Consider the following 22415-nt stretch of genomic DNA (forward strand, 5'->3'; position numbering starts at 1 on the left):
TACGGGCCATTGACTGAGGTGATCGGGCCGCAAAAGGATTCTGCCATTATTCCAAACGAAATAGACTGAAACGGCCAGAATAATGGCACTTAAATCAGGTTGGTGAATCCGCTTCCAGCTCCCGAGTATCCCATCGTTGCGCCTTGATCGCTTTGTAAAGCATGCCGATGGTCAGCGGCAGCTTGTCTCCCCGGCCCTTGGCCCTGCGTTTTTGAAACACATCAAAGCCTTCCGGCTGGAAGTAACGATAGGCGTCGTAGTCGACAAGGTCGATGACGAACCGCTCCTCCAGCGCTTCCATCAGGTGCCGGGCATCCGCGCCATCGCAGCCCAGATCGAAATTGACCGCAGTGTCCAGGCGAATGATCTTGCGTTCCGGCAGGCCGAATTCTTCGTGGAGTAATTCCATGAGCTGACGCATGGCGAGGTCGTCAGGAAAGTCTGGGGCGAGGTGCATGTTAGAGAGTCCGAAGGACAGGTGAAGAGGGCGTGTCTGACCCGGGAAGTTTAGTGCATTAAAAAAGAGAAAGATCTCACGGCGGTTTCGGAAACGTCCTGTACGCGCTGCTTTTTGCTGCCGGGTAAGGTTCGTCGCGCCCTGTCAGTGAGGCAGCGGCGAGCGAGCAAGGACGAAGCATGACGAAAGGAAAAGCCGGTGTCCCGCAGGTCTGGGAGCTCCGCGGTGGCGACCGAGGCTACAGGGTCCTACGGGACATGACCTCTGCCGAACTGGCGAAAAGAGACGCCGACCTCAAGTCTTACAAAGACATGCTCGCCCGGCAGGAAGCGTATATGAGCCAGCGCCAGGCCCAGGTACGTGAAAGGACAGTACCGGACATCAAGGGCTGCGTGTTTGCCAAGTCCTGCGAACTGCCCGATGCGATCATCGACTACCACAATCCAACCGGCTATATCCCGACGGAACTGCTGAGTGCTTATGGCGCATTCACGCTGTTGGGCGGCCGTGAGGTTAACGAGTCAGGCTGCGTACCGCTGGAAAAAATCAGCGGCACGCTACCGGCGAGCATTGGCACGTTGGCACTGGGTGGGACGGCGCTGGCTTCGTTGAGTGCCGGCGCGGCGGTCACTGCGCCGTTGGCGGCGGGTGCGCTGGCAGGGTTGGTGGGGCTGCTGATGCCATCGAACCTGGCGGACGGTTCGCTGTACACCGAAGAGCAACTGCGCTCCCTTGAGCAGGCGCGCACCCGGGTTCGGTTGAATGTCGAAACCCAGGCCGACGGGACGCTCAAAGGGTATGGCTATAACACCCAGTCAAGGCGCGACTGGGAAATGATTCCGGTGGTGACGTTCCAGCTTCGTGGTAATCAGCAAGTGGCGGATTTTGGCGATGGGGTCGAGTTGATCTGGACGCCGGCCATTGATCCTACCGCAACGCTGGGAATCCCCGCGCTGGAGGCCGCGCCACAGGCACCGCGCATCTGGATCTTCCCGCCGACGCCCATGGCGGACAGCATTATTGTGAACCCGATTTATCCGCCCGAGTTCAAGGATTTCATTCTTGTGTTTCCGGTGGGGGCTGGGGTTTCGCCGTTATATATCGTTTTCAGTGTGCGGCGAAAAGGCTTACTGGAGGCGGCCCATGATTACCACCAGGCACCCAAGACAGATGCTATAACCGGTTTTGTTGGTTTGATTGAGGCTAAAGCAAAGACCCCGCGTCAGGGTGGTGGCGGGCTGCGGGAGCGCTGGATCGATGCTAAAGGCAGGAAAGTCTACGAATGGGACTCCAGGCACGCTGAGTTAGAGGTGTATCGCGCTAGCGACGGCAGCCACCTGGGTTCTTTTGATCACGTTACAGGCGAGCAGAAGAAACAACCAAATCCGAAACGTAACATAAAGAGATTTTTGTGAGGGCGACATGGGGCTAAAAATAAGACTGCGGTGGTTTGATAAAACATCTGAACTATTAATAGGAAAAGAGTATTCAAAGGACTTTGCGGATGATTCATCGATTATGGATGTTCTTGATATCCCTGTGGAAAAAAATATCAACAACGGAAACTTTGATGTGAATGCCGACTGGGTTGAAGTCCTCCAACCACATTTTCGACATGCCTTGGATCTGTCGAAGCATGACTATCAGATATCTTTTGATTATCAGAGCACTTGATGGCCTCTGACCAAAAAGATGGAAAAACGAGGGAGGCAGAATCATGAGTTTTGCTGTGTTGGGTTTTATCCGGACAAGGACGAATTGGTAATTGAGCAGAGCATCAGCTTGTCGGTAGAGGACTTGGCTCCCGTGATGGAATGGAAGAGCAACATCGATCATATCGGCGCGGATTTCAGGCTTTCAGCGAAACAAATTCTTGAAATGCAGCGCTTGGCGTCGCTGGCCTTACGTGAAGATCTTGATCTGTACCTGACATCAAACGAATAACCCGCACACCTGTGAGCTGCATCCATCCGCTGAATGCCCAGCATCACACGAATAAATTTCAAAAAAATCCGCCGCCTGACTAAGGTGAACGCTGTCTTTGGATCACCAACAAGAGAGCAAACATGAGCCAGACATCCTTTGATATCCAGCGCGCCGCGGTGGTCGGGGCGGGCACCATGGGGCGAGGCATCGTGATGTGCCTGGCCAATGCCGGCGTTACGGTGCAGTGGGTCGACAATAATCCGCAAATGCTTGAGCAGGCGCTGGCGGCGGTGGCCGACACCTATGCCCATAACGTGCGCCAGGGACGTATCGACCAAGGCGAAGCCGATGCGCGCATCGCCCGAATAGCTCGGGCGGACGACTACGCGGCAATCCGCAACGTGGATCTGGTTATCGAAGCGGTCTACGAGAACCTTGAACTCAAGCAGAAGATCTTTCGCGAGCTGGACGGCATGCTCAAGCCCGAGGCAATCCTGGCAAGCAACACCTCGGCGCTGGACATCGATGCGATTGCCGCCGCCACGCGCCGGCCGGCTCAAGTGCTGGGCCTGCATTTCTTCAGTCCGGCGCACATCATGAAATTGCTCGAAATCGTTCGTGGCGCGCAAACCTCCAGGGCGGCGCTGGATGCCGCCCTGGCGCTGGGCAAACGCATGGGCAAGGTGAGCGTGGTGTCGGGCAATTGCCACGGGTTTATCGGCAATCGGATGCTTCATCCCTATGTGCTGGAGGCGCGCAAGATGCTGCTGGAGGGAGCGTTTCCCCATCAGGTCGATGCCGCGCTGCAAGGTTTCGGCTTTGCCATGGGGCCGTTCCGCATGTACGACGTGGTTGGGATCGACCTGGAATGGCGCGCGCGCGAGCTGGCGGGTAAAGGTCAGGATGCGCCCGAAGTGCAAGTGGACAACCGCCTGTGCGAGATGGGGCGGTTCGGCCAAAAGAGTGGTAACGGGTACTACCACTATGAGCCGGGCAGCCGACAGGCTGAGCAGGATGTCGAGGTCGACGCGCTGGTGCTGCGGGTCAGTGAGGAGCTAGGGTTTCAGCGCCGCGAAATAGCTGCCGAGGAGATTCTGGAGCGCTGCTTGCTGGCATTGGTCAACGAAGGTGCGAAGATCCTCCAGGAGGACATTGCCGAGTCTTCCCGCGACATCGACCTGGTTTATCTCAATGGCTATGGCTTCCCGGCGGACAAGGGCGGTCCGATGGCCTGGGCGGATCAGCAGGGCCTCGAAGACATCCACGCACGGTTGCTGGAGCTCGAGACGAAGCAAGGGGACCAATGGAAGCCTGCCCGTCTGATCGGCGAGCTGGCTGCGCAAGGCAAGAGCTTCTCGCAGCGGTAGTATCTGCACCCTGCACAACGCCTCAGATAGCCTGACCAAGGACAAGTGATGCCTCAACGCGCCGAGTATCTGCATTTCCAGCCAGTGACCACACGCTGGCATGACAACGATGTGTACGGTCACGTCAATAACGTCACCTACTACAGCTTTTTCGATACAGCGGTGAATACCTATCTGATCGAGACCGGCGGCCTGGATATCCATGATGGGGGGGTGGTGGGCTTCGTCGTGAGTTCAGCCTGTGATTATTTTGCCTCGATCGCTTTCCCGGACCGGGTCGAAATCGGCCTGCGAGTCGGGAAGCTGGGCAACAGTTCGGTGCAATATGAGCTGGCGGTGTTCAAGGCGGGCGAGGACGAGGCCTGTGCGGCGGGGCGTTTCGTGCATGTGTTCGTAGATCGGACGTCGAATCGGCCAGTGGCGATTCCGGATCAGCTACGCGGGGCGTTGGAGCGGTTGGTGGCCTGAAAACGAAAATCGCAGCCTTTGGTCAGTCTCTGCGAGAAGGGCCGAAGGCTGCGATCATTCAACGGTCTGGATCAAGCCAGCCGTCAATCGTCGTGATAGCGATGTTTGTGCTTATGCTTGCGATGGCCGTAGGCATGGCCGCGACCCGGGTGGCCGTCACGGTAGTAGCGGCGATCACCACGGCGACCTTCATAACGGTCGTCATCGTCGTCCTTGCCCATGTAGTTACCCAGTGCGCCACCGGCGCCACCGCCCGCTGCGGCACCGATCAGGCTACCCGTGCTGCCGCCCACGCTGCGGCCAACCACGTTGCCGCCGGCTGCGCCCAGCGCGCCGCCGATAGCCGCTTCGCCGCGGCTGCGTTTATCGGCACCGACCGCACTGCCACCTGCGCCGCCCAGGGCCGCGCCGATAGTGGAACCGGTGTTGCCGCCCAGAGACTGGCCGACGACCGAACCCAAAACCCCGCCCAATGCGCCGCCTACACCTGCTTCGGCGGTACCGCCGGCAGATGCGACGCCACTGATCAGGCCAAGGGACAACAAGAGAATGGAGGAGAACTTCATAGAGGAGCCTCAAAGGGATGACGGCGCGATCCTGAGGCTGGCTTCGCTTGGTTACAATCGAAATCCGACGAGTAACACGACTTGTGCACAATTCTCTAAGTTACTGTTTTTTGGGCGGAACTTAACGTTATTTCGCCGGTCTTTAGCTACTTCGGACAGGCCGTTTTTTTGAAAAACGGCCTTTTTTGTGCCCGTTGGAAAAGTGCCCGAGGGGCCAGAAGCGCCCCTCGGAATTGCTTCAGGCCGACTTGGCCATGATCAACCCGTTCTCGCTTGCGGCTTCCAGACGGATAGCCACGAACTTCGAGGTCGGGGTGTGGCTGCCGTCGCCGGTGCTTTCCAGCGGCACCAGCGGGTTCACTTCAGGGTAATAGGCGGCAGCCTGTCCGGCCGGGATATCAAAGGCCAACAGGGTAAAGCCCTTGACCCGGCGCTCGCGGCCGTCATCCCAGAGCGAGACGATGTCTGCCTTCTGCCCTGGCTTGAAGCCCAGGCGGATGATGTCCGCTTCGTTGACGAACAACACGTCACGTTGGCCCTTCACGCCACGATAGCGATCATCGAGGCCATAAATCGTGGTGTTGTACTGGTCATGCGAGCGCATGGATTGCAGGATCAGGTCCGGCAACTGGCCTGTAGCCCGGGTGCGTTCGTGGATCAGGTCGGTCGGCAACAGGTTGGGCTTGAAGTTGGCGCGGCCCGAAGGCGTGTTCCAGCGACGTGCCCCCGCGCTGTTACCCAGGTAGAAGCCGCCGGGGTTCTTGAGTTTTTCGTTGAAATCCTTGAAGCCAGGGATGGTCTCGGCGATCAGGTCGCGGATGCGGCTGTAATCGGCCACCAGCCAGTTCCAATCCACCGGGCGGCTGCCCAGGGTGGCGGCGGCGATGCCGGCAATGATCCACGGCTCGGAGCGCATCTGGTCCGACAGTGGCTGCAATTGGCCGTTCGAGGCGTGGACCATGCTGAAGGAGTCCTCCACCGTCACCGCCTGCGGGCCATCGGCTTGCAGGTCGATGTCAGTCCGGCCCAGGCACGGCAGGATCAACGCTTCCTTGCCATGGGCCAGGTGGCTGCGGTTGAGCTTGGTGCTGATCTGTACCGTCAGGTCGCAATTGCCAAGGGCCTGGAAGGTCCGGTGGCTGTCTGGCGTAGCCTGGGCGAAGTTGCCGCCCAGAGCGATGAACACCTTGGCCCGGCCCTCGGCCATGGCGTGGATCGCCTCGACCACGTTGTGGCCGTTTTCACGCGGTACCTTGAACTGGAAGCGCCGTTCCAGAGCGTCGAGGAATGCAACGGGCGGGCGCTCGTTGATTCCCATGGTCCGGTCGCCCTGCACGTTGCTGTGGCCACGCACCGGGCACAGGCCGGCGCCTGGCTTGCCAATGTTGCCGCGCAGCATCATCAGGTTGGCGATTTCCTGGATCGTCGCCACCGAATGGCGGTGCTGGGTGATACCCATCGCCCAGCACATGATCACGTTCTTGGCCTTGGCGTACATGCGCGCCGCTTGTTCGATTTCGGCGAGCGTCAACCCGGATTGCTCGGCGATCTGCTCCCAAGGGGTGTCGTCAACCACTGCCAGGTAATCCAGGACGTTGGCGCTGTGCTCGTTGAGGAACGCATGATCGAATACCGCAGGGGCGCCGCTGTTCTGCGCGTCACGTTCCCATTGCAGCAGGAACTTCGCCATGCCCCGCAGCACGGCCATGTCGCCGCCCAGAGCTGGGCGGAAATACGCGGTGTTGGTGGGTTTGTCGCCGTTGGTAAGCATTTCCAGCGGGTGTTGCGGATGTTGGAAACGCTCCAGGCCACGCTCTTTCAGCGGGTTGATACACACCACCTGGGCGCCGCGCTTCACGGCTTCGCGCAGCGGTTCGAGCATCCGCGGGTGGTTGGTGCCGGGGTTCTGGCCCCAGACGAAAATCGCATCGGCATGCTCGAAGTCGTCAAAGGTTACCGTGCCCTTGCCCACCCCGACACTTTGAGACAGGGCCACGCCGCTGGCCTCATGGCACATGTTCGAGCAGTCGGGGAAATTGTTGGTGCCATAGGCGCGCACGAACAGCTGGTACAAATAAGCCGCTTCATTGCTCGCGCGGCCCGAGGTGTAGAACTCGGCCTGGCTCGGGCTGGACAACCCTTGCAAGTGTTTACCGATCATCGCGAACGCGGCTTCCCAACTGATGGGCTTGTAGCGGTCGGTTTGCGCGTCGTAGCTCATCGGCTCCGTCAGGCGGCCCTGGTATTCGAGCCAGTAGTCGCTCTGCTCCAGCAACGACGTCACGCTGTGCCTGGCGAAAAAAGCCGCGTCGACACGACGCTTGGTCGCTTCCCAATTCACCGCCTTGGCGCCGTTCTCGCAGAACTTCACCATGCCGCTTTCCGGCGAGTCACCCCAGGCGCAGCCAGGGCAGTCGAAACCGCCGTTCTGGTTGGTCTTGAGCATCATGCGAATGTTTTTCAGCGCGTTATCGCTGGTCAGCCAGGCCTGGGCGACGCTGATCAGCGCGCCCCAACCACCGGCCGGGCCCTTGTAAGGCTTGTAGCGCGGTGCGGGTTTCTGGTTGGCTTGTTGATGATTGCTCACGCTTGATTCTCCATCGCAGGGCTGTAGACCCGCGGCGCACTTTTTTGCGGCAGGTGGATGAGGTTGAGGTTGTGTTGGCGAGCCCATTGCACGGCGAGGCCGGTGGGCGACGACAGGCTGACCAGCGTCTGGATGCCCGCACGCAATACTTTTTGAATCAATTCGAGGCTGCAACGGCTGGTGACGATCGCCAGGCCCCCGGCTATCGGGATCTGCTGCCGGATCAGCGCACCGATCAATTTGTCGAGGGCGTTGTGGCGACCGATGTCTTCGCGGCCCAGCAGCAATTCACCCTGGTCATTCATGAACAGCGCCGCGTGTACCGCGCCGCAGTGCTGGCCCAGGGGTTGGAACTGGCCGATGCGCTGGCGCAGGCCGTCAAGCCATTGCGCCGGTGGCAGCGGTGCGCCCGGCAGCATCTTGAGGTTGGGCAGCGCCTGTTCCACCGCCTCCACCCCGCACAGCCCGCAACCGCTGGTGCCGGCCAGTTGCCGACGTTGTTGCTTGAGGTTCCAGAAGGCGCGGTTGGCAATGGTGACTTGGGCATATTGCGCGGAACCGGCTCCGCTCAGTTGCAGGTCATAGATATCCGCCGGGTCTTCGATGATGCCGCTGCCGAGGCTGAAGCCGACGATAAAATCTTCCAGGTCAGTGGGCGTGACCAACATTACCGCTTGGCTGATGCCGTTATAGGCAATCGCCAACGCCACTTCCTCGGCCAGCGCGGCGCTGTCCGATTGCGAGTGGTCCAGGTTGCAGTAGCGATAGCTCTGGCTGGCGGCTGGCTTGGAGGCTTCCAAGGCAGGCGCAGGACAGACCGGAGGCTTGTCGTTCATGGGCATCACTGAGAGTAGGAATAGTCCTAAGACTAAATGCGGCAATCTGCCACGTCTAATCGCTATTACTGATCCTTCAATAGATGACGTCGATCAAGGAATGGTTACTGATTGCTGATAAAGGGCGAAACAGGCCTCCGCCAATGCCGAGCGTGGGGCGCCGCGCCGCATGATCAGCCCCAGCGGGACCAGCGTCTGGGCGCTGTCGATGGGCTGGATTCGCAGGTCTTCGGTGAGCTTCAGCCCGCTTTCCAGCGGTACCACGGCGCAACACAGTCCACCGTGCACAGCTTGTAACAATTGGTGCACCGCGTCGGTTTGCAGCAGCGGTTGGGGTGTCAGCCCCCGGCTGTGGAAGTGATGGTCGATGGATTGGCGAAAATGCATTCCGCTGGTGAGCATGCCCAGGGGCAGCTCCACTAGCGCTTCCCAGCTCAGCGGTTCTTCGCCAAAAAAGAAAAACCGTTGGTCGTATAGCAGGCCCATGCGGGTATGGGCGAAGGGCAGGGCTTCGAAACGCTCGTTGTCCAGACGTTCCAGGTAGGAGATGCCCAGGTCGATCCGGTTGTTCGCCAATTGTTCGAGAATGCGTTCGGAGCTCAGGGACGACAATTCGAAACGCAGGCTGGGATGGTCGGTGTGCAGGCGCTGCATCATCGCCAACGGGTCGAAATCCGACAGCGGAACCACGCCCAGGCGCAGCGTGCCCACCAGGTTGCCGCGACAGGCCGCCGCTTCAGCCTGCAGTCCGTCGTAGGCCGCCAACACCGTGCGCGCCCAGGCCAGCACCCGTTCGCCCGGTGCGGTAAAACCCTCGAAGCGCTGGCCGCGATTGACCAGTGGCAAACCCAGCTCTTCCTCCAGGCTGCGCAGGCGCATCGACAAAGTGGGCTGGGTGATGTGACAGCGGGCTGCAGCCTGGCCAAAGTGGCGGGTTTCTTCGAGCGCGATAAGAAATTTCAGCTGCTTGATGTCCATCTTCGCTCCTGGGCGCGGGAAGATTCGGATTCTAGCGCCTTGACGGTGGCGAGGTCATTGGTCGGCTGGGAAACGGGGTCGGTTGGCTTGGTCTAGTCTTTTGCGTCTGGACACCTGAACCCATGGAGTGAATACGATGAGCCTTTTCAGTTTCTTGAAAGATGCCGGTGAAAAAATCCTCGATGCGCTGACGCCCGACAAGGCAGAAGCCAACAGCGAAGCGTTGACCAAGCATGTACAGGAGGCCCTGACAGGGATCGATACTTCAAAGATTCAGGTCAAGGTCGAAGGTGAGAAAGTCATCGCCACGGGCGAAGCCGCAACTCAGGAGGAGAAGGAAAAGATTCTCCTGGCGCTGGGCAACGTGGCCGGTATCAGCGGTGTCGATGACCAGATCACCGTGACCGGCCCGGTCGCGACGCAGGCCAAATTCGTCACCGTGGAAAAAGGCGACACCTTGAGCGCCATTTCCAAGCGGGTTTATGGCGACCCGAACAAGTACAACAAGATTTTCGAAGCCAACAAACCGATGCTCAAGCACCCGGACAAGATCTACCCAGGGCAGTCACTGCGTATCCCTGAATAGGATTTGAGCTCGGCGGTGTCCTTATCGCGAGCAGGCTCGCTCCCACGGAGATTACTGGTTCGCCGCGAGCCAAGGTGGGAGCGAGCCTGCTCGCGATGAGGACGGTGCGGTTCAAAGCCCGGCAATCAAATCCCGATAATCTCTGACGGCATCGAACTCCCCCGTATCCTTCGGCCCCTTGCGACTGTCCGGCTCGCTGACCGCCAGTAAATGTGCGATGCCAAAATCCCGGGCGCTGCGCAATACCGGCAGGGTATCGTCGATGAACAGGCTCCGGGCCGGGTCGAAGTCCAGGTCGGCTTGCAGTGCGTCCCAGAATTGTGGGCTTTCCTTGGGAAAACCGTAGTCGTGGGAGCTGATCAAACGCTCGAAGTACGGGGCCAGTTCGATGCGTTCCAGCTTCAGGGACAACGAGTCGCGGTGGGCGTTGGTGATCATAACGACCCGTTTGCCGGCCTGCTGGATGGCTGCTAGAAACGTATCGGCGTCCGGACGCAGGGCGATCAGGTGGGCGGTTTCCAGCTTCAACTCGCGCACCGGCAGCTTCAGCTCGGCACTCCAGAAATCCAGGCAGTACCACTGCAACTGACCGGCATTGCGCTCGAACAGCGGCTGCAGTTCCATCTCGGCCATGGCCCGGCTGACGCCATGCAGTTCGGCATAGCGTTGGGGCAGATGTTCCAGCCAGAAGTGATTGTCGTAATGCAGGTCCAGCAAGGTGCCGTCCATGTCCAGCAGAACCGTATCGATCTCGTGCCAGGGCAACAAGGCCATAAAAACTTCTCCAGCGGTAATCAGATAACCGACACAAACAATCAAGATAGGCCGGGTATAGTAGCCTGCTATCGCCCAGGGAGCCGTTTATGCGCCAGACACCCACCATACTCGACCGACGGATCGTCGCCACCAGCCGCCTGTTTTGCGTGGAAGAACTGAAACTGCGTTTTTCCAACGGTGTGGAACGCACCTACGAACGCCTGGCGGGCAAGGGCGCAGGTTACGGTGCGGTGATGATCGTGGCGATGCTCGACGCCGACCATGCGGTGCTGGTGGAAGAGTATTGCGGCGGTACCGAGGCCTACGAATGGTCCCTGCCCAAGGGCCTGATCGAGCCAGGTGAAGATGTGCTGGCGGCGGCCGAGCGCGAGCTCAAGGAGGAAGCCGGTTTTGGCGCCCGTCAACTGGAACACCTGACTGAGTTGTCATTGTCTCCCGGCTACATGAGCCAGAAGATCCAGGTGGTGCTGGCGACCGATCTATACGAGGAGCGTCTGGAAGGCGACGAGCCCGAGCCAATGCGTGTGGACAAGGTCAACCTGGGCGAGCTGTCGGCCCTGGCGCAGAACCCTCAATTCACCGAGGGCCGGGCGTTGGCGGCGTTGTACCTGGCCCGCGATCTGCTGACTCAGCGCGGAGCCTACCTGCCATGAATTTTCCGCATCCCCTGATGGCCCCGGTTATCGAGCTGGCGCTCACGGCTGGCGACGCGATCCTGCCCTTCTGGCGGGCCGATGTGGAGGTCGTGCGCAAGGCCGACGAATCGCCGGTGACCGCCGCCGACATGGCAGCTCATCATGTGATCGTGGCCGGGCTCAAAGCCCTGGCGCCGGATATCCCGATCCTTTCCGAAGAGGATGCCGATATTGCGCAAAGCGTCCGCGCCGGCTGGCAACGCTGGTGGCTGGTGGATCCGCTGGACGGCACCAAGGAATTCATTTCCGGCAGCGCGGAATTTACCGTGAATATCGCCCTGATCGAGGGCGGGCGAGTGGTGTTCGGTGTAGTGTCGATGCCCACCAACGGTCGTTATTATGCCGGCGGTGCAGGCCTGGGTGCCTGGCGCGGCGACAGGAATGCCGAGCCTGCGGCCATTGTGGTGCGTAACGTGCTGGCGCGCGGTGAAACCTTTACGGTGGTCGCGAGCCGCCGTCATACCAGCCCGGAGCAGGAACGCCTGCTGGGCGGTTTGAGCGAAAGCCTGGGGGCGCTGCAATTGACCAATATCGGCAGTTCGCTGAAGTTCTGCCTTTTGGCTGAAGGTGCGGCGGATTGCTACCCGCGTCTGGCGCCGACGTCGCAGTGGGACACCGCCGCTGCCCAGGGCGTGCTGGAGGGCGCGGGTGGCGAGGTACTCGACCTGCAGGGCCAGCCGTTCTGCTATCCGGCACGCGAGTCGTTATTGAATACGTCTTTCCTGGCGCTTCCGGCGAAAGCGCCGTGGCGTGGGAAGTTGCTGGAGCTGGCTCGTTCTTAAAATCTGATCTTTTAGCCCAGAAGCTTTTGTGGCGAGGGAGCTTGCTCCCGCTGGGCCGGTCCGACGCTTCGGGCGAAGCGGCCCCAAAGCGTCTGCTGCGCAGCCGAGCGGGAGCAAGCTCCCTCGCCACGGGTCTATGCGCCAATCAGCGATGCAGCACGTACTGCCCTTCAAACTGCACCGCCAGGTCCTCGCTATCCACATTTACCACCTGCGTCTGCAAGGTCAGCCTTGCCCGTCCGTAGCGACGATAAGTGGCCAGGAAACGCGTCCAGGTCTTTTCATCGGGCGCCTCACAGATGACGGTCGCGTCGCGGGTAACCGGTAGCGGATAACTGATCTGCCCTTCCTGGATCACAATGTGCCCGTCTTCGATGCCTTCCTCGCGCAGCGCCAGGTGCAGCCAGCCCCAGCCACCGAGCACGGCGCCGCAATACAGGCTGCCGCCGAACATGGTGCTCTTGTGATTGACGTTGGCCGCGATCGGCAGGAACAAGCGTAGCTGCCGGGCTTGCCAGCCGAGCACCTTCAGTCCCATGTCCTGCGTCAGCGGGATGTCCCGGTGCAGGATCGTTTCCAGGTAGTGGCTGTCGCGGTTCATACAGGCCCTCTTGGCTGAAAGTGAAAGGGTGGAGCTCAATCCGACTCTTCGGTCGGGCCATGGCTGCTGTCGCCGAAGTTCAGCCCGTGTTTGCGCAACTTGTCGTGCAGCGTCTTGCGCGGAATGCCCAAGGCTTCGGCGAGGCTGCGTACGGAGCTGTGGGAACGGGCCAGTTCGGCAGCGATCAGGGTTTTTTCAAAGTTCTCCACCTGCTCGCTCAGGCCGCCGCTGATCACATCCACCGCAGCGGGGCTGCTGTCCGGCGCGCTGTTGTCCAGTGCCAGTTCCAGGCCCAGGGCAAAACGTTCGGCGGCGTTCTGCAATTCGCGCACGTTACCCGGCCAGCTGTGGCGTAACAGCAGCGCCCGGTGGGGCGGCTGCAGTTCGTGCGGCGGCAGGCCATGGCGGGTGCTGGCTTCGTTGGCAAAGTGCTGGAACAGCATCAGCACATCTTCGCCGCGTTCGCGCAACGGCGGAATACGCAGCGGCGCGACGTTCAGGCGGTAATACAAGTCGGCGCGAAAACGGCCCTGGTCGGCGGCCTGGCGCAGGTCTTCCTTGGTGGCGGCGATGACGCGGATATCCAGCGGGATCTGCTGGTTGCCCCCCAGCCGTTCCACTACGCGCTCTTGCAGCAGGCGCAGCAGTTTGACCTGTACGTCCAGACTCATGCTTTCGATTTCATCGAGGAATAATGTGCCGCCATTGGCGAATTCGAACTTGCCGATACGGCGTTTTTGCGCGCCGGTGAAGGCGCCGGGCTCGTGGCCGAACAGTTCGCTTTCCACCACTGACTCAGCCAGGGCGCCGGCGTTGATCGCCACGAAGGGCCCGTTGCGCCGGCTTGAGAGGTCGTGCAGTGCGCGGGCGACCACTTCCTTGCCGGCCCCGGTTTCACCGAGGATCAACACGTCGGCGCGGGTCGCCGCCAAGGCGCCGATCTGCTCGCGCAGGCGCAGCATGGGCGCCGATTGGCCAACCAGGCGGGCGCTGAGTTCATGCCGGTCACTAAGGGCCAGGCGCAGGCTGCGGTTGTCCAGGACCAGGCGGCGCAGGGCCAGGGCGCGACGGACGCTGTCGAGCAAATGATCGCTGGCGAAGGGTTTCTCCAGGAAGTCATAGGCCCCGGCGCGCATTGCCTGGACCGCCAGCGGTACATCGCCGTGGCCGGTAATCAACAGGACCGGCAGCTCCGGATCCTGTGCGTGCAGCTGGTTCAGCAGTTCAAGGCCGTCCATGCCGGGCATGCGAATGTCGCTGACAACCACGCCGGGCCAGTCTCGCGGCAATTGCCCGGCCAAGCCATTGGCCTCGCCCAGGGGGAGGATCTTCAGGCCGGCCAGGTCGAGGGTCTGGCTCAAGGCCTGACGCAGGTGGGGATCGTCGTCGATCAGCACCACCTCAATCTGGTTATCGATGGTCATACACTACGGTCCTCGGACGGTTGCAGGCTCACCCCGGGCGCGCCCGCGCGCAGCTTCAGGGTAATCAGGGCGCCGCCTTCCTTGTGATTGGCGAACAACAGCTCGCCGCCGAAGGCGCGCATCAGGGTGTCGCAGATCGCCAGCCCCAGGCCAAGACCCTGGGTGCGGGTCTTGGTGGTATAGAAAGGCTCGCCGGCCCGGCCCAGGGCTTCCATGCAGAACCCCGGGCCGTTATCGCGTATGTACAGGTTGACTCCGGTTTCCGTTGCCTGGGCACTGAGCCAGAGTCTGCGCGGCGGGCCCTTTTCGGTCAGGGCATCAAGGGCGTTTGCCAGCAGGTTGCCCAGCACCTGGCGCAAGCGTGTTTCGCCGGCCTCGACCCACAAGGTGGCGGCCGGCAGGTCACGGATCAGTTCCACTTCCATGCTGCGCCGACGTTTGGCGAGCAGCGCCAAGGCATCGTCCAACGCCGGTTGCAGGGCGACGCTTTCCGGCGCGTGGCGGTCGCGGCGGGCAAAAGCGCGCAAATGGGCGATGATCGAGGCCATGCGCCCGGTCAGTTCGCTGATCAGCTTGAGATTGCCCCGGGCGTCGTCGGTGCGCTGGTGATCGAGCAGGATCTCGGCGTTTTCCGCGTAGCTTCGAATGGCCGCCAGCGGCTGGTTGAGTTCATGGCTGATGCTCGCCGACATGGTGCCAAGGGCCGACAGCTTGCCGGCCTGCACCAGGTCGTCCTGGGCGCGGACCAGCTCCTGCTGGGCCTGCTCGCGCTCCAGAACTTCCTGGCGCAGGCGCCGGTTGAGGCCTTCCAGGTCACTGGTGCGTTCCGCCACCCGACCTTCCAGCTCAAGCCGGGCCTTGGCTTCGAAGGCGATCCGTTCCAGGTAATGGCGCCGGCGCTGCATCATCAACCCGAGCAGCAACATCAAGACCAGCAACGCCGAGCCACCAATGACCACCACCGTGCGCACCGGACGATCGATCAGCGTTCGCGGGGCCAGGATGCTCACGTTCCAGCCTGTCTCTTCGATGACCTGGGTCTGGGTCAGCCAGGCATTGGCGTCCAGATGAAGCGGCTTCGGATCGCGGGTCGGGTAGGGTTGGACCGCGCTGATCGCCTTGCTCTCTTCGATGCTCAAAGGGCGGGTTGCGCGAAACCGCCACTCCTGGCGTGAAGTCAGGATTACCACGCCATTATGGTCGGTCACCAGCAATTGTTCAGGGGTCTTGCCCCACAGGCTTTCGGTGTGGTCCAGGTCGACCTTGACCACCAGTACGCCAATGACTTTTTCGCGATCACGTACGGCGGCGGCAAAGAAGTAACCGCGCTTGCCCGACGTGGTGCCCAGGCCGAAGAAGCGTCCAAGACGCCCGGCCATGGCTTCGATGTAGTACGGGCGGAAAGCAAAATTGCGCCCGACGAAACTGTCGTGCTTGTCCCAGTTCGATGCCGCCAGGGTCTTGCCAGTGGCGTCCATCAAGTACATGACTTCAGCGCCAGTCTGGGCGCTGATGTTCTTCAGCAATCGATTGGCATTGCCCTGGGTAACGCCATCATCCGGCGCAGACAGGACCGCGCGCAGGGGCGGCAGCTCGCCAAGAATCTGCGGCAGCACTTCATAGCGGTGCAGGGTTCCCAACAGGTTGGCGACGTAGAGATCGAGCGTCTGGCGATTCTGCCCGGCCAGCTCGCTGCGGTAGTAACGCTCCGCCAGGTGCTCCAGCGGCCACAGCAACGGCGCCAGGCACAGGGCCAGCAGTGCCAGGCTGCGCCAACGGGGTCTGCGGGGGAGAGTGGAATTCATGAGCATGATGCGCCTGTGGGGACAGGCGCATTATGCCTAGGACGCACGCCAGCGTCTTCGATCAGGCGAAGACGTCCGCATGCTCCAGGGTCGAAGCCGCCAGGTCCTTGCCGGACAGTTGCGGCTGGATATCTCCCAATTGCCAGTCGATGTTCAGTGTGGGGTCGTTCCACAACAGGCTGCGTTCGGATGTCGGGTCGTAGTAGTTGGTGGTCTTGTAGAGGAATTCCGCGAATTCACTCAGGACCACAAAGCCGTGGGCGAACCCTGGTGGCACCCAGAGTTGACGGTGATTGTCGGCGCTGAGGCGTACCGCAACCCATTTTCCGAAATTCGGCGAGCTGCGGCGGATGTCCACGGCCACATCAAGCACTTCACCGACGGTGACACGCACGAGTTTGCCCTGGGTGTTCTGCAATTGGTAATGCAGGCCGCGCAGCACGCCTTTCAGCGAGCGAGAATGGTTGTCCTGCACGAATTGAGTGTCGATGCCGGTCGCGTCCTTGAATGCCTTGGCGTTGAAGCTTTCATAAAAAAAACCGCGCTCGTCACCAAATACCTTGGGTTCGATGATCAGGACACCGGGCAGGTCGGTGGCGATTACATTCATTGGGTGTCTCCATGGGAATGGCAGCAGCAAGGATGTCCATTCTTGCCCAAAGCAGTGGTCGGCGCGAGCCCCGAGTCAAAGAGGGGGTTGCTTATCCAACGACTCGGTGGCGAGATAGGCATCCAGACAAAACCACCCCAGGGGTCGTTGTATGCCACTCGCCACGTTGGTTCACCGTGCCAGTTTGCCAAGCCCACAGATCAGCGCCGAACAGGCACTGGTACTGCTGCGCTCGAATTACGGACTCAGCGGTGACCTGCGACCCCTTGGCAGTCATCAGGACCTCAACTACCGCGTCGACAGCGAACGCGGGCGGTTCGTGCTGAAAATCTGCCATGGCGACTACGCCGTCCAGGAGCTCCAGGCCCAACATGCCGCGCTCAAGCAGTTGGCCGGGCACGGCGCGGTGAAGGTGCCGCGGGTGATCGAGGCTGCCAATGGCCAGGACCTGCTGACGCTAGAAGTCGACGGGCAAGCGATACACATGCGCCTGCTCGAGTACATCGACGGCCAGTCCCTCACCCAACTCAAGCACCTCACGCCTGACCTGGTGACTGGGCTGGGCCGCCTGTGCGCCGACATGGACCTGGCCTTGGCCACGTTCGACCACCCGGGCCTGGAGCGAACCCTGCAATGGGACGCGCGCCACGCGCCAGCCTTGATCGATCACCTGTTGCCTGTCATCGACGATGACCAGCGGCGTCAGTTGATCGCCGACGTCGCACAGCAGGCCGAACGGCGCTTGCAGCCGCTCAAGGCCAGCCTGCCGATGCAGGCGATCCACATGGACATCACCGATGACAACGTGGTCTGGCAACGCGATGCACAGCGCCAATGGCAACTGCAGGGCGTCATCGATTTCGGCGACCTGATCCGTACCTGGCGTGTCACCGATCTGTCGGTCACCTGCGCGGCGCTGTTACATCATGCCGATGCAGATCCGTTTTTCATCCTGCCGGCGATCAAGGCCTACCACGCGGTCAATCCATTGCAGCGTGAAGAGCTCCAGGCGCTTTGGCCGTTGATCGTGGCCCGCGCCGCTGTGCTGGTACTTAGCGGAGAGCAACAGGTCGCTGTCGATCCGGATAACCAATATGCTCGCGACAATCTCAGGCATGAATGGGAAATCTTCAACGTCGCCCATTCCGTACCGCTTGAGTTGATGGAAGCGGCGATCCTTGCCGCCGTGGACCATAGCCTGCCGCCCCTCGCCAACGAGGGTTTCGCACCGCTGTTGCCGACTTTGGTGGGGCGTGATTTCGCCCTGATCGACCTGGGTGTGCTCAGCCCGCATTTCGAGGCGGGCAATTGGGAGCAGCCGGGGATCGATCAGCGCCTGCTGAGCGAAGCGGCCGCCGTGCATGGATTGGCGGCCAGCCGTTACGGGCAGTATCGGTTGTCCCGCACCCGGCCGGACAGTGCCGAAGAGCCCGATACTTATCCGCTCCATGTGGAACTGCACATTCCTCACGGTACGCCGCTGGAATCGCCCTTCGCCGGGGTGTTGCACAGGGACGCTGACGGCTTGCTGCGGCTCGATGGCCCGCAACTGAGCGTGCGTTTGTGGGGCGTTTCCTCGTCGCTGCAACCCGGGGCCGCGCTGGCAAAGGGTCAGGTAGTGGGCGAGGTGGCTGGCCCATTGCTGGTCCAGCTGTGCCGGGGCGCGCATCTGGCCCCGCCGTTGTTCTGCACACCGTCCCGGGCGCAGGCCTGGCAAGCGCTCTGCCCATCACCCGCGGTGCTGTTGGGGCTGGCTTGCGATGCCGAGCCGGAAATCGATCCGCAGGCGCTGCTGGCCCGTCGCGATGCCAGTTTTGCCCGTTCGCAGAAGCACTACTACGTCGACCCGCCGCGCATCGAGCGTGGCTGGCGCAACCACCTGATCGACATGCAGGGCCGCTCGTACCTCGACATGCTCAACAATGTCGCGGTGCTGGGCCATGGTCATCCGCGCATGGCGGCGGTCGCGGCCAGGCAGTGGTCGCTGCTTAATACCAACTCGCGTTTTCACTACGCGGCGATCGCCGAATTTTCCGAACGCCTGCTGGCACTGGCGCCGTCGAACATGGACCGGGTGTTCCTGGTCAACAGCGGCACCGAAGCCAACGATCTGGCTATCCGCCTGGCCTGGGCCTACAGCGGCGGACGCGACATGCTCAGCGTGCTGGAGGCCTATCACGGCTGGTCGGTGGCGGCCGATGCGGTCTCGACGTCCATCGCCGACAATCCCCAGGCCCTCAGCAGCCGTCCGGACTGGGTGCACCCGGTGACGGCGCCGAACACCTATCGTGGTGAATTCCGCGGTGTCGACAGTGCGCCGGACTACGTGCTCAGCGTCGAGCACAACCTGGCAAAAATCGCCGAACAGAAACGTCAGCTCGCCGGCTTCATCTGCGAGCCGGTATATGGCAATGCCGGCGGCATCGCGCTGCCACCGGGGTACCTGAAACAGGTCTACGCCTTGGTGCGCGAGCGCGGTGGTGTCTGTATCGCCGACGAGGTGCAAGTCGGCTACGGGCGCATGGGGGAGTTTTTCTGGGGCTTCGAGGAGCAAGGCGTGGTGCCGGACATCATCACCATGGCCAAGGGCATGGGCAACGGTCAGCCGCTGGGGGCCGTCATCACCCGCCGGGAAATCGCCGAGGCGCTGGAAGCCGAGGGGTATTTTTTCTCTTCCGCCGGCGGCAGCCCGGTCAGTTGCCAGATCGGCATGGCCGTGCTGGACGTCATGGAGGAAGAAAACCTATGGGAAAACGCCCGGGTCGTTGGCGGACATTTCAAGGCCCGCCTGGAAGCGCTGATCGACCAGTATCCATTGGTCGGAGCGGTGCATGGCTCCGGGTTCTACCTGGGCGTGGAGCTGATCCGCAATCGCGACACCCTCGAACCGGCCACCGAGGAAACCACCGCGCTGTGCAATCGCCTGCGGGAGTTGGGCATCTTCATGCAGCCGACTGGTGATTACCTGAACATCCTCAAGATCAAGCCACCGATGGTCACCAGTCGCCAGAGCGTGGACTTCTTCGTCGACATGCTGGCGAAAGCGCTGGAGGAGGGGTTGTAGTTTATCCGGCACAGCACGCTGTTTTTCCTGTGGGAGCGAGCCTGCTCGCGAAAGCGGTGGATCAGTCAACGTCAATGTTGAATGTTCCCCCTCTTCGCGAGCAGGCTCGCTCCCACAGGTTTATTGGGTGTTAGTTCGATTTTTGTCGGTATTTTTATGAGTGTTTCCTATATTCATGGTTTTTTACGCTTTGAAAGTCGATTTTTATCGGCTATAAAGGCGCTACTGTCCATCGCCCAGGAGATGATTCATGAGCCGTATCGTTACCGTAGCCGCCACGCAAATGGCCTGTTCCTGGGATCTCGAAGCCAACATAGAGACCGCCGAAAAGCTGGTCCGCCAGGCCGCTGCACAAGGCGCGCAGGTTATCCTTATCCAGGAATTGTTCGAGACACCGTACTTCTGCCAGAAGCCGAACCCGGATTATTTGCAGTTGGCGACTCCGGTTGACGAGAACGTCGCCATCAAGCACTTCCAGAAAATCGCCGAAGAACTGCAGGTCGTGCTGCCGATCAGTTTTTTTGAACGGGCCGGGCGTGCGCGTTTCAACAGCATTGCGATCATCGACGCCGACGGTCGCAACCTGGGCATCTACCGCAAGAGCCACATCCCGGACGGTCCTGGCTACCATGAGAAGTATTATTTCAACCCTGGCGATACCGGCTTCAAGGTGTGGAATACCCGCTATGCGAAAATCGGCGTAGGCATCTGCTGGGACCAATGGTTTCCGGAGTGCGCCCGCAGCATGGCGTTGCAAGGTGCGGAAATTCTGTTTTACCCGACCGCCATCGGCAGCGAACCGCACGACAAGACCATTTCATCGCGCGATCATTGGCAGCGTGTACAACAGGGCCATGCCGGCGCCAACCTGATGCCGCTGGTCGCCAGCAATCGCATCGGCAACGAAGAGCAGGATGGCTATGACATCACGTTCTACGGCTCCTCGTTCATCGCCAATCAGTTCGGTGAAAAAGTCCAGGAATTGAACGAGACCGAAGAAGGCGTGCTGGTACACAGCTTCGACCTCGACGAACTGGAACACATTCGCAGTGCCTGGGGCACTTTCCGTGATCGGCGCCCGAACCTGTACGGCGCGATCAAAACCCTCGACGGCTCACTGGAGTCCTGAAACATGACAACTTTGCACAGCGCTCCGCGCGCGGACGGTTTTTACATGCCTGCCGAGTGGGCGCCCCAGACCCAGGTCTGGATGATCTGGCCCGAGCGCCCGGATAACTGGCGCCTGGGCGGCAAGCCCGCGCAGGCCGCCCATGTGGCGGTTGCCAAGGCCATCGCCCGTTTCGAGCCGGTCACCGTGGCGGTATCCGCCGCCCAATACGAAAACGCTCGGGCGCGGCTCGATGTGCCGAATATCCGCCTGGTGGAAATGTCCAGCGACGACGCCTGGGTCCGGGACACAGGCCCGACGTTCGTGATCAACAACAACGGCGAAGTGCGCGGTGTCGATTGGGACTTCAATTCCTGGGGCGGCTTCGAGGGTGGCTTGTATTTCCCATGGAACCGGGACTCGCTGGTGGCCGGCAAGATTCTCGAAATCGAGCGCAGCCCGCGCTACCGCACCGAGGGCTTCGTCCTCGAAGGTGGTTCGATTCATGTCGATGGCGAAGGCACTTTGATCACCACCGAGGAATGCCTGCTCAACCACAATCGCAACCCGCACCTGAACCGCCAGGAAATCGAGGCGGTGCTCAGTGCCCAATTGGCGGTGGACAAGATCATCTGGCTGTCCGATGGCCTGTTCAATGACGAAACCGACGGCCATGTGGATAACTTCTGCTGCTACGTCCGCCCTGGTGAAGTGCTGCTGGCCTGGACCGACGACCCGCAGGACCCGAACTATGCCCGCTGCCACGCGGCGATGGATGTGCTGCAAAACAGCACCGACGCCAAGGGCCGCTCGTTCACGGTGCATAAAATGCCGATTCCCGGGCCGCTGTACGCCACCGAAGAAGAATGCGCCGGCGTGGACGTGGTGCACGGCTCACAGGAGCGCAAACCTGGCGAGCGTCTGGCCGGCTCTTATGTGAACTTCCTGATCGTCAATGGCGGCATCATCGCCCCGAGTTTCGACGATCCACTGGACAGCACGGCCAGGCAAATCCTGCAGGACCTCTTTCCCCAGCACGAAGTCATCATGGTGCCTGGGCGAGAGCTGTTACTGGGGGGCGGAAATATCCATTGTCTTACCCAACAGCAACCTGCCGCGCACACAAAATGAGTGGGGATGTAACAGCTCGGTGACGGGAGTCGCAGCAGCTCTATACCGGTGCTTTTGGATCCATCCTGGCAAGCCCGCGCTCCCATTGGGGCGCGGGCTTTTTTGTGCGCGGTTCGTCGGCGAGCCGTTTACCTTGGCATAGCTCTTGTATCGACATCCGTGCAGTTCTGGGGAGTGGAGCTGCGTTGTATTGTCACAAACCTTGGATAAATTGGCCGCTCATCAACCAGGAGAGGGCGCTGGAATGAATATGATAAGCGAGCGCACATGCCATCCCTTGGCCGTAAATGGTGAGTCGCTTCAAGCGTTGGCGCAGTGGTTGAAGTCCAATGGCACGCGTCAGATCAGAGAACCTGATCCGCGCCGGATGATCATCGAGCGCTACCCCGTTGGTCTGTTCAGCGAGGCGGAGCTGGAAGCGTTGTGGGATGTCATGCAGGGATAGAATTCGACGGATTGATAAAAAGCGCTGGCCGAAAGGCTGGCGCTTTTTTTATGGGTGTGCTTTTTCGCCTGATTACTGAAGATTCACGAAATTGACACGGACTTCAGGGCGCGACTAGGATTCGCCCCACGCCTGTGGCCAACAGCCATGACTCTTAAATAATAAAAAGGCCCGACACGATCATTCCGTGGCCGGGCCTTTT

General features: G+C 60.8%; 22 protein-coding genes. 12 read left to right on the plus strand and 10 right to left on the minus strand.

All coding sequences use genetic code 11. The features are described from left to right. Window positions 1-94: 94 nt before the first annotated feature. Entirely contained in the window at window positions 95-457 is a 363-nt protein-coding gene (locus J3P97_RS01280; RefSeq protein ID WP_434673297.1) for a DUF1493 family protein, read from the minus strand. A 179-nt stretch (window positions 458-636) separates the two neighbouring features. On the opposite strand from J3P97_RS01280, the gene J3P97_RS01285 reads away from it, so the two are divergent. The 5 genes from J3P97_RS01285 (at window position 637) to J3P97_RS01305 (ending at window position 4218) form a co-directional block, all read left to right on the plus strand. Beyond that, window positions 637-1872, plus strand: a complete 1236-nt coding sequence (locus J3P97_RS01285; protein ID WP_434673298.1) for a colicin E3/pyocin S6 family cytotoxin — start codon at window positions 637-639, stop codon at window positions 1870-1872. Window positions 1873-1879: 7 nt separating this feature from the next. Then, a complete protein-coding gene (locus J3P97_RS01290; protein WP_434673299.1) occupies window positions 1880-2131 on the plus strand; it encodes a colicin E3-like toxin immunity protein in 252 nt (83 codons plus the stop codon). Window positions 2132-2149: 18 nt separating this feature from the next. Then, on the plus strand, window positions 2150-2401 hold the full coding sequence (locus J3P97_RS01295) for a hypothetical protein (protein ID WP_434673300.1): 252 nt from the start codon (window positions 2150-2152) through the stop codon (window positions 2399-2401). Window positions 2402-2523: 122 nt separating this feature from the next. Continuing rightward, a complete protein-coding gene (locus J3P97_RS01300) occupies window positions 2524-3750 on the plus strand; it encodes a 3-hydroxyacyl-CoA dehydrogenase NAD-binding domain-containing protein (protein WP_434673301.1) in 1227 nt (408 codons plus the stop codon). A gap of 48 nt (window positions 3751-3798) precedes the next feature. Beyond that, complete coding sequence (locus J3P97_RS01305; protein ID WP_434673302.1) at window positions 3799-4218, plus strand: acyl-CoA thioesterase; 420 nt, start codon at window positions 3799-3801, stop codon at window positions 4216-4218. Between the two features lie 83 nt (window positions 4219-4301). Here the strand turns inward: J3P97_RS01305 and J3P97_RS01310 are convergent, their stop codons facing one another. From J3P97_RS01310 to J3P97_RS01325, 4 genes are all read right to left on the minus strand, one after another. Further along, complete coding sequence (locus tag J3P97_RS01310) at window positions 4302-4784, minus strand: glycine zipper domain-containing protein (protein ID WP_305497521.1); 483 nt, start codon at window positions 4782-4784, stop codon at window positions 4302-4304. 238 nt (window positions 4785-5022) lie between these two features. After that, complete coding sequence (locus tag J3P97_RS01315; protein ID WP_434673303.1) at window positions 5023-7371, minus strand: FdhF/YdeP family oxidoreductase; 2349 nt, start codon at window positions 7369-7371, stop codon at window positions 5023-5025. Continuing rightward, window positions 7368-8207, minus strand: a complete 840-nt coding sequence (gene fdhD, locus J3P97_RS01320; RefSeq protein WP_305497519.1) for a formate dehydrogenase accessory sulfurtransferase FdhD — start codon at window positions 8205-8207, stop codon at window positions 7368-7370. The genes J3P97_RS01315 and fdhD overlap by 4 nt, the downstream gene beginning before the upstream one ends. Window positions 8208-8300: 93 nt before the next feature. After that, on the minus strand, window positions 8301-9185 hold the full coding sequence (locus J3P97_RS01325) for a LysR family transcriptional regulator (RefSeq protein WP_305497518.1): 885 nt from the start codon (window positions 9183-9185) through the stop codon (window positions 8301-8303). Between the two features lie 136 nt (window positions 9186-9321). Here J3P97_RS01325 and lysM point away from each other — a divergent pair, with 136 nt between their 5' ends. Next, on the plus strand, window positions 9322-9771 hold the full coding sequence (gene lysM / locus J3P97_RS01330) for a peptidoglycan-binding protein LysM (protein WP_434570328.1): 450 nt from the start codon (window positions 9322-9324) through the stop codon (window positions 9769-9771). A gap of 111 nt (window positions 9772-9882) precedes the next feature. Here the strand turns inward: lysM and yrfG are convergent, their stop codons facing one another. Beyond that, window positions 9883-10545 carry a GMP/IMP nucleotidase gene (gene yrfG / locus J3P97_RS01335; RefSeq protein WP_305497516.1) on the minus strand — a complete coding sequence of 221 codons (663 nt, stop codon included), beginning with the start codon at window positions 10543-10545 and terminating at the stop codon, window positions 9883-9885. Between the two features lie 89 nt (window positions 10546-10634). Here yrfG and nudE point away from each other — a divergent pair, with 89 nt between their 5' ends. Beyond that, the gene (nudE, locus tag J3P97_RS01340) at window positions 10635-11201 is read left to right on the plus strand and encodes an ADP compounds hydrolase NudE (protein WP_305497515.1); all 567 of its coding nucleotides are present in this window, start codon (window positions 10635-10637) and stop codon (window positions 11199-11201) included. Further along, on the plus strand, window positions 11198-12025 hold the full coding sequence (cysQ, locus tag J3P97_RS01345) for a 3'(2'),5'-bisphosphate nucleotidase CysQ (RefSeq protein WP_434673304.1): 828 nt from the start codon (window positions 11198-11200) through the stop codon (window positions 12023-12025). Before nudE ends, cysQ begins: the two co-directional genes overlap by 4 nt. A gap of 145 nt (window positions 12026-12170) precedes the next feature. Here cysQ and J3P97_RS01350 read toward each other — a convergent pair whose 3' ends face one another. The 4 genes from J3P97_RS01350 to rfbC form a co-directional block, all read right to left on the minus strand. After that, on the minus strand, window positions 12171-12626 hold the full coding sequence (locus J3P97_RS01350) for a YiiD C-terminal domain-containing protein (RefSeq protein WP_434602511.1): 456 nt from the start codon (window positions 12624-12626) through the stop codon (window positions 12171-12173). Between the two features lie 35 nt (window positions 12627-12661). Continuing rightward, window positions 12662-14050 (minus strand): sigma-54-dependent transcriptional regulator, encoded by a 1389-nt coding sequence (locus J3P97_RS01355; RefSeq protein WP_434673305.1) that lies wholly within the window; start codon window positions 14048-14050, stop codon window positions 12662-12664. Then, on the minus strand, window positions 14047-15855 hold the full coding sequence (locus J3P97_RS01360) for a sensor histidine kinase (RefSeq protein WP_434673306.1): 1809 nt from the start codon (window positions 15853-15855) through the stop codon (window positions 14047-14049). The genes J3P97_RS01355 and J3P97_RS01360 overlap by 4 nt, the downstream gene beginning before the upstream one ends. Before the next feature lie 61 nt (window positions 15856-15916). Next, complete coding sequence (gene rfbC / locus J3P97_RS01365; RefSeq protein WP_434673307.1) at window positions 15917-16465, minus strand: dTDP-4-dehydrorhamnose 3,5-epimerase; 549 nt, start codon at window positions 16463-16465, stop codon at window positions 15917-15919. Between the two features lie 151 nt (window positions 16466-16616). Here rfbC and J3P97_RS01370 point away from each other — a divergent pair, with 151 nt between their 5' ends. From J3P97_RS01370 to J3P97_RS01385, 4 genes are all read left to right on the plus strand, one after another. After that, the gene (locus J3P97_RS01370; RefSeq protein ID WP_434673308.1) at window positions 16617-19529 is read left to right on the plus strand and encodes an aminotransferase; all 2913 of its coding nucleotides are present in this window, start codon (window positions 16617-16619) and stop codon (window positions 19527-19529) included. A gap of 250 nt (window positions 19530-19779) precedes the next feature. Next, a complete protein-coding gene (gene aguB, locus J3P97_RS01375; protein ID WP_434673309.1) occupies window positions 19780-20658 on the plus strand; it encodes an N-carbamoylputrescine amidase in 879 nt (292 codons plus the stop codon). A 3-nt stretch (window positions 20659-20661) separates the two neighbouring features. Continuing rightward, on the plus strand, window positions 20662-21768 hold the full coding sequence (gene aguA, locus J3P97_RS01380; protein ID WP_434673310.1) for an agmatine deiminase: 1107 nt from the start codon (window positions 20662-20664) through the stop codon (window positions 21766-21768). A gap of 244 nt (window positions 21769-22012) precedes the next feature. Then, window positions 22013-22213, plus strand: coding sequence for a hypothetical protein (locus J3P97_RS01385; RefSeq protein ID WP_305497506.1), 201 nt, complete (start codon window positions 22013-22015; stop codon window positions 22211-22213). The last annotated feature ends 202 nt before the right edge of the window (window positions 22214-22415 follow it).

The organism is Pseudomonas sp. R1-15 (genome assembly GCF_051132085.1).
Lineage (GTDB): Bacteria > Pseudomonadota > Gammaproteobacteria > Pseudomonadales > Pseudomonadaceae > Aquipseudomonas.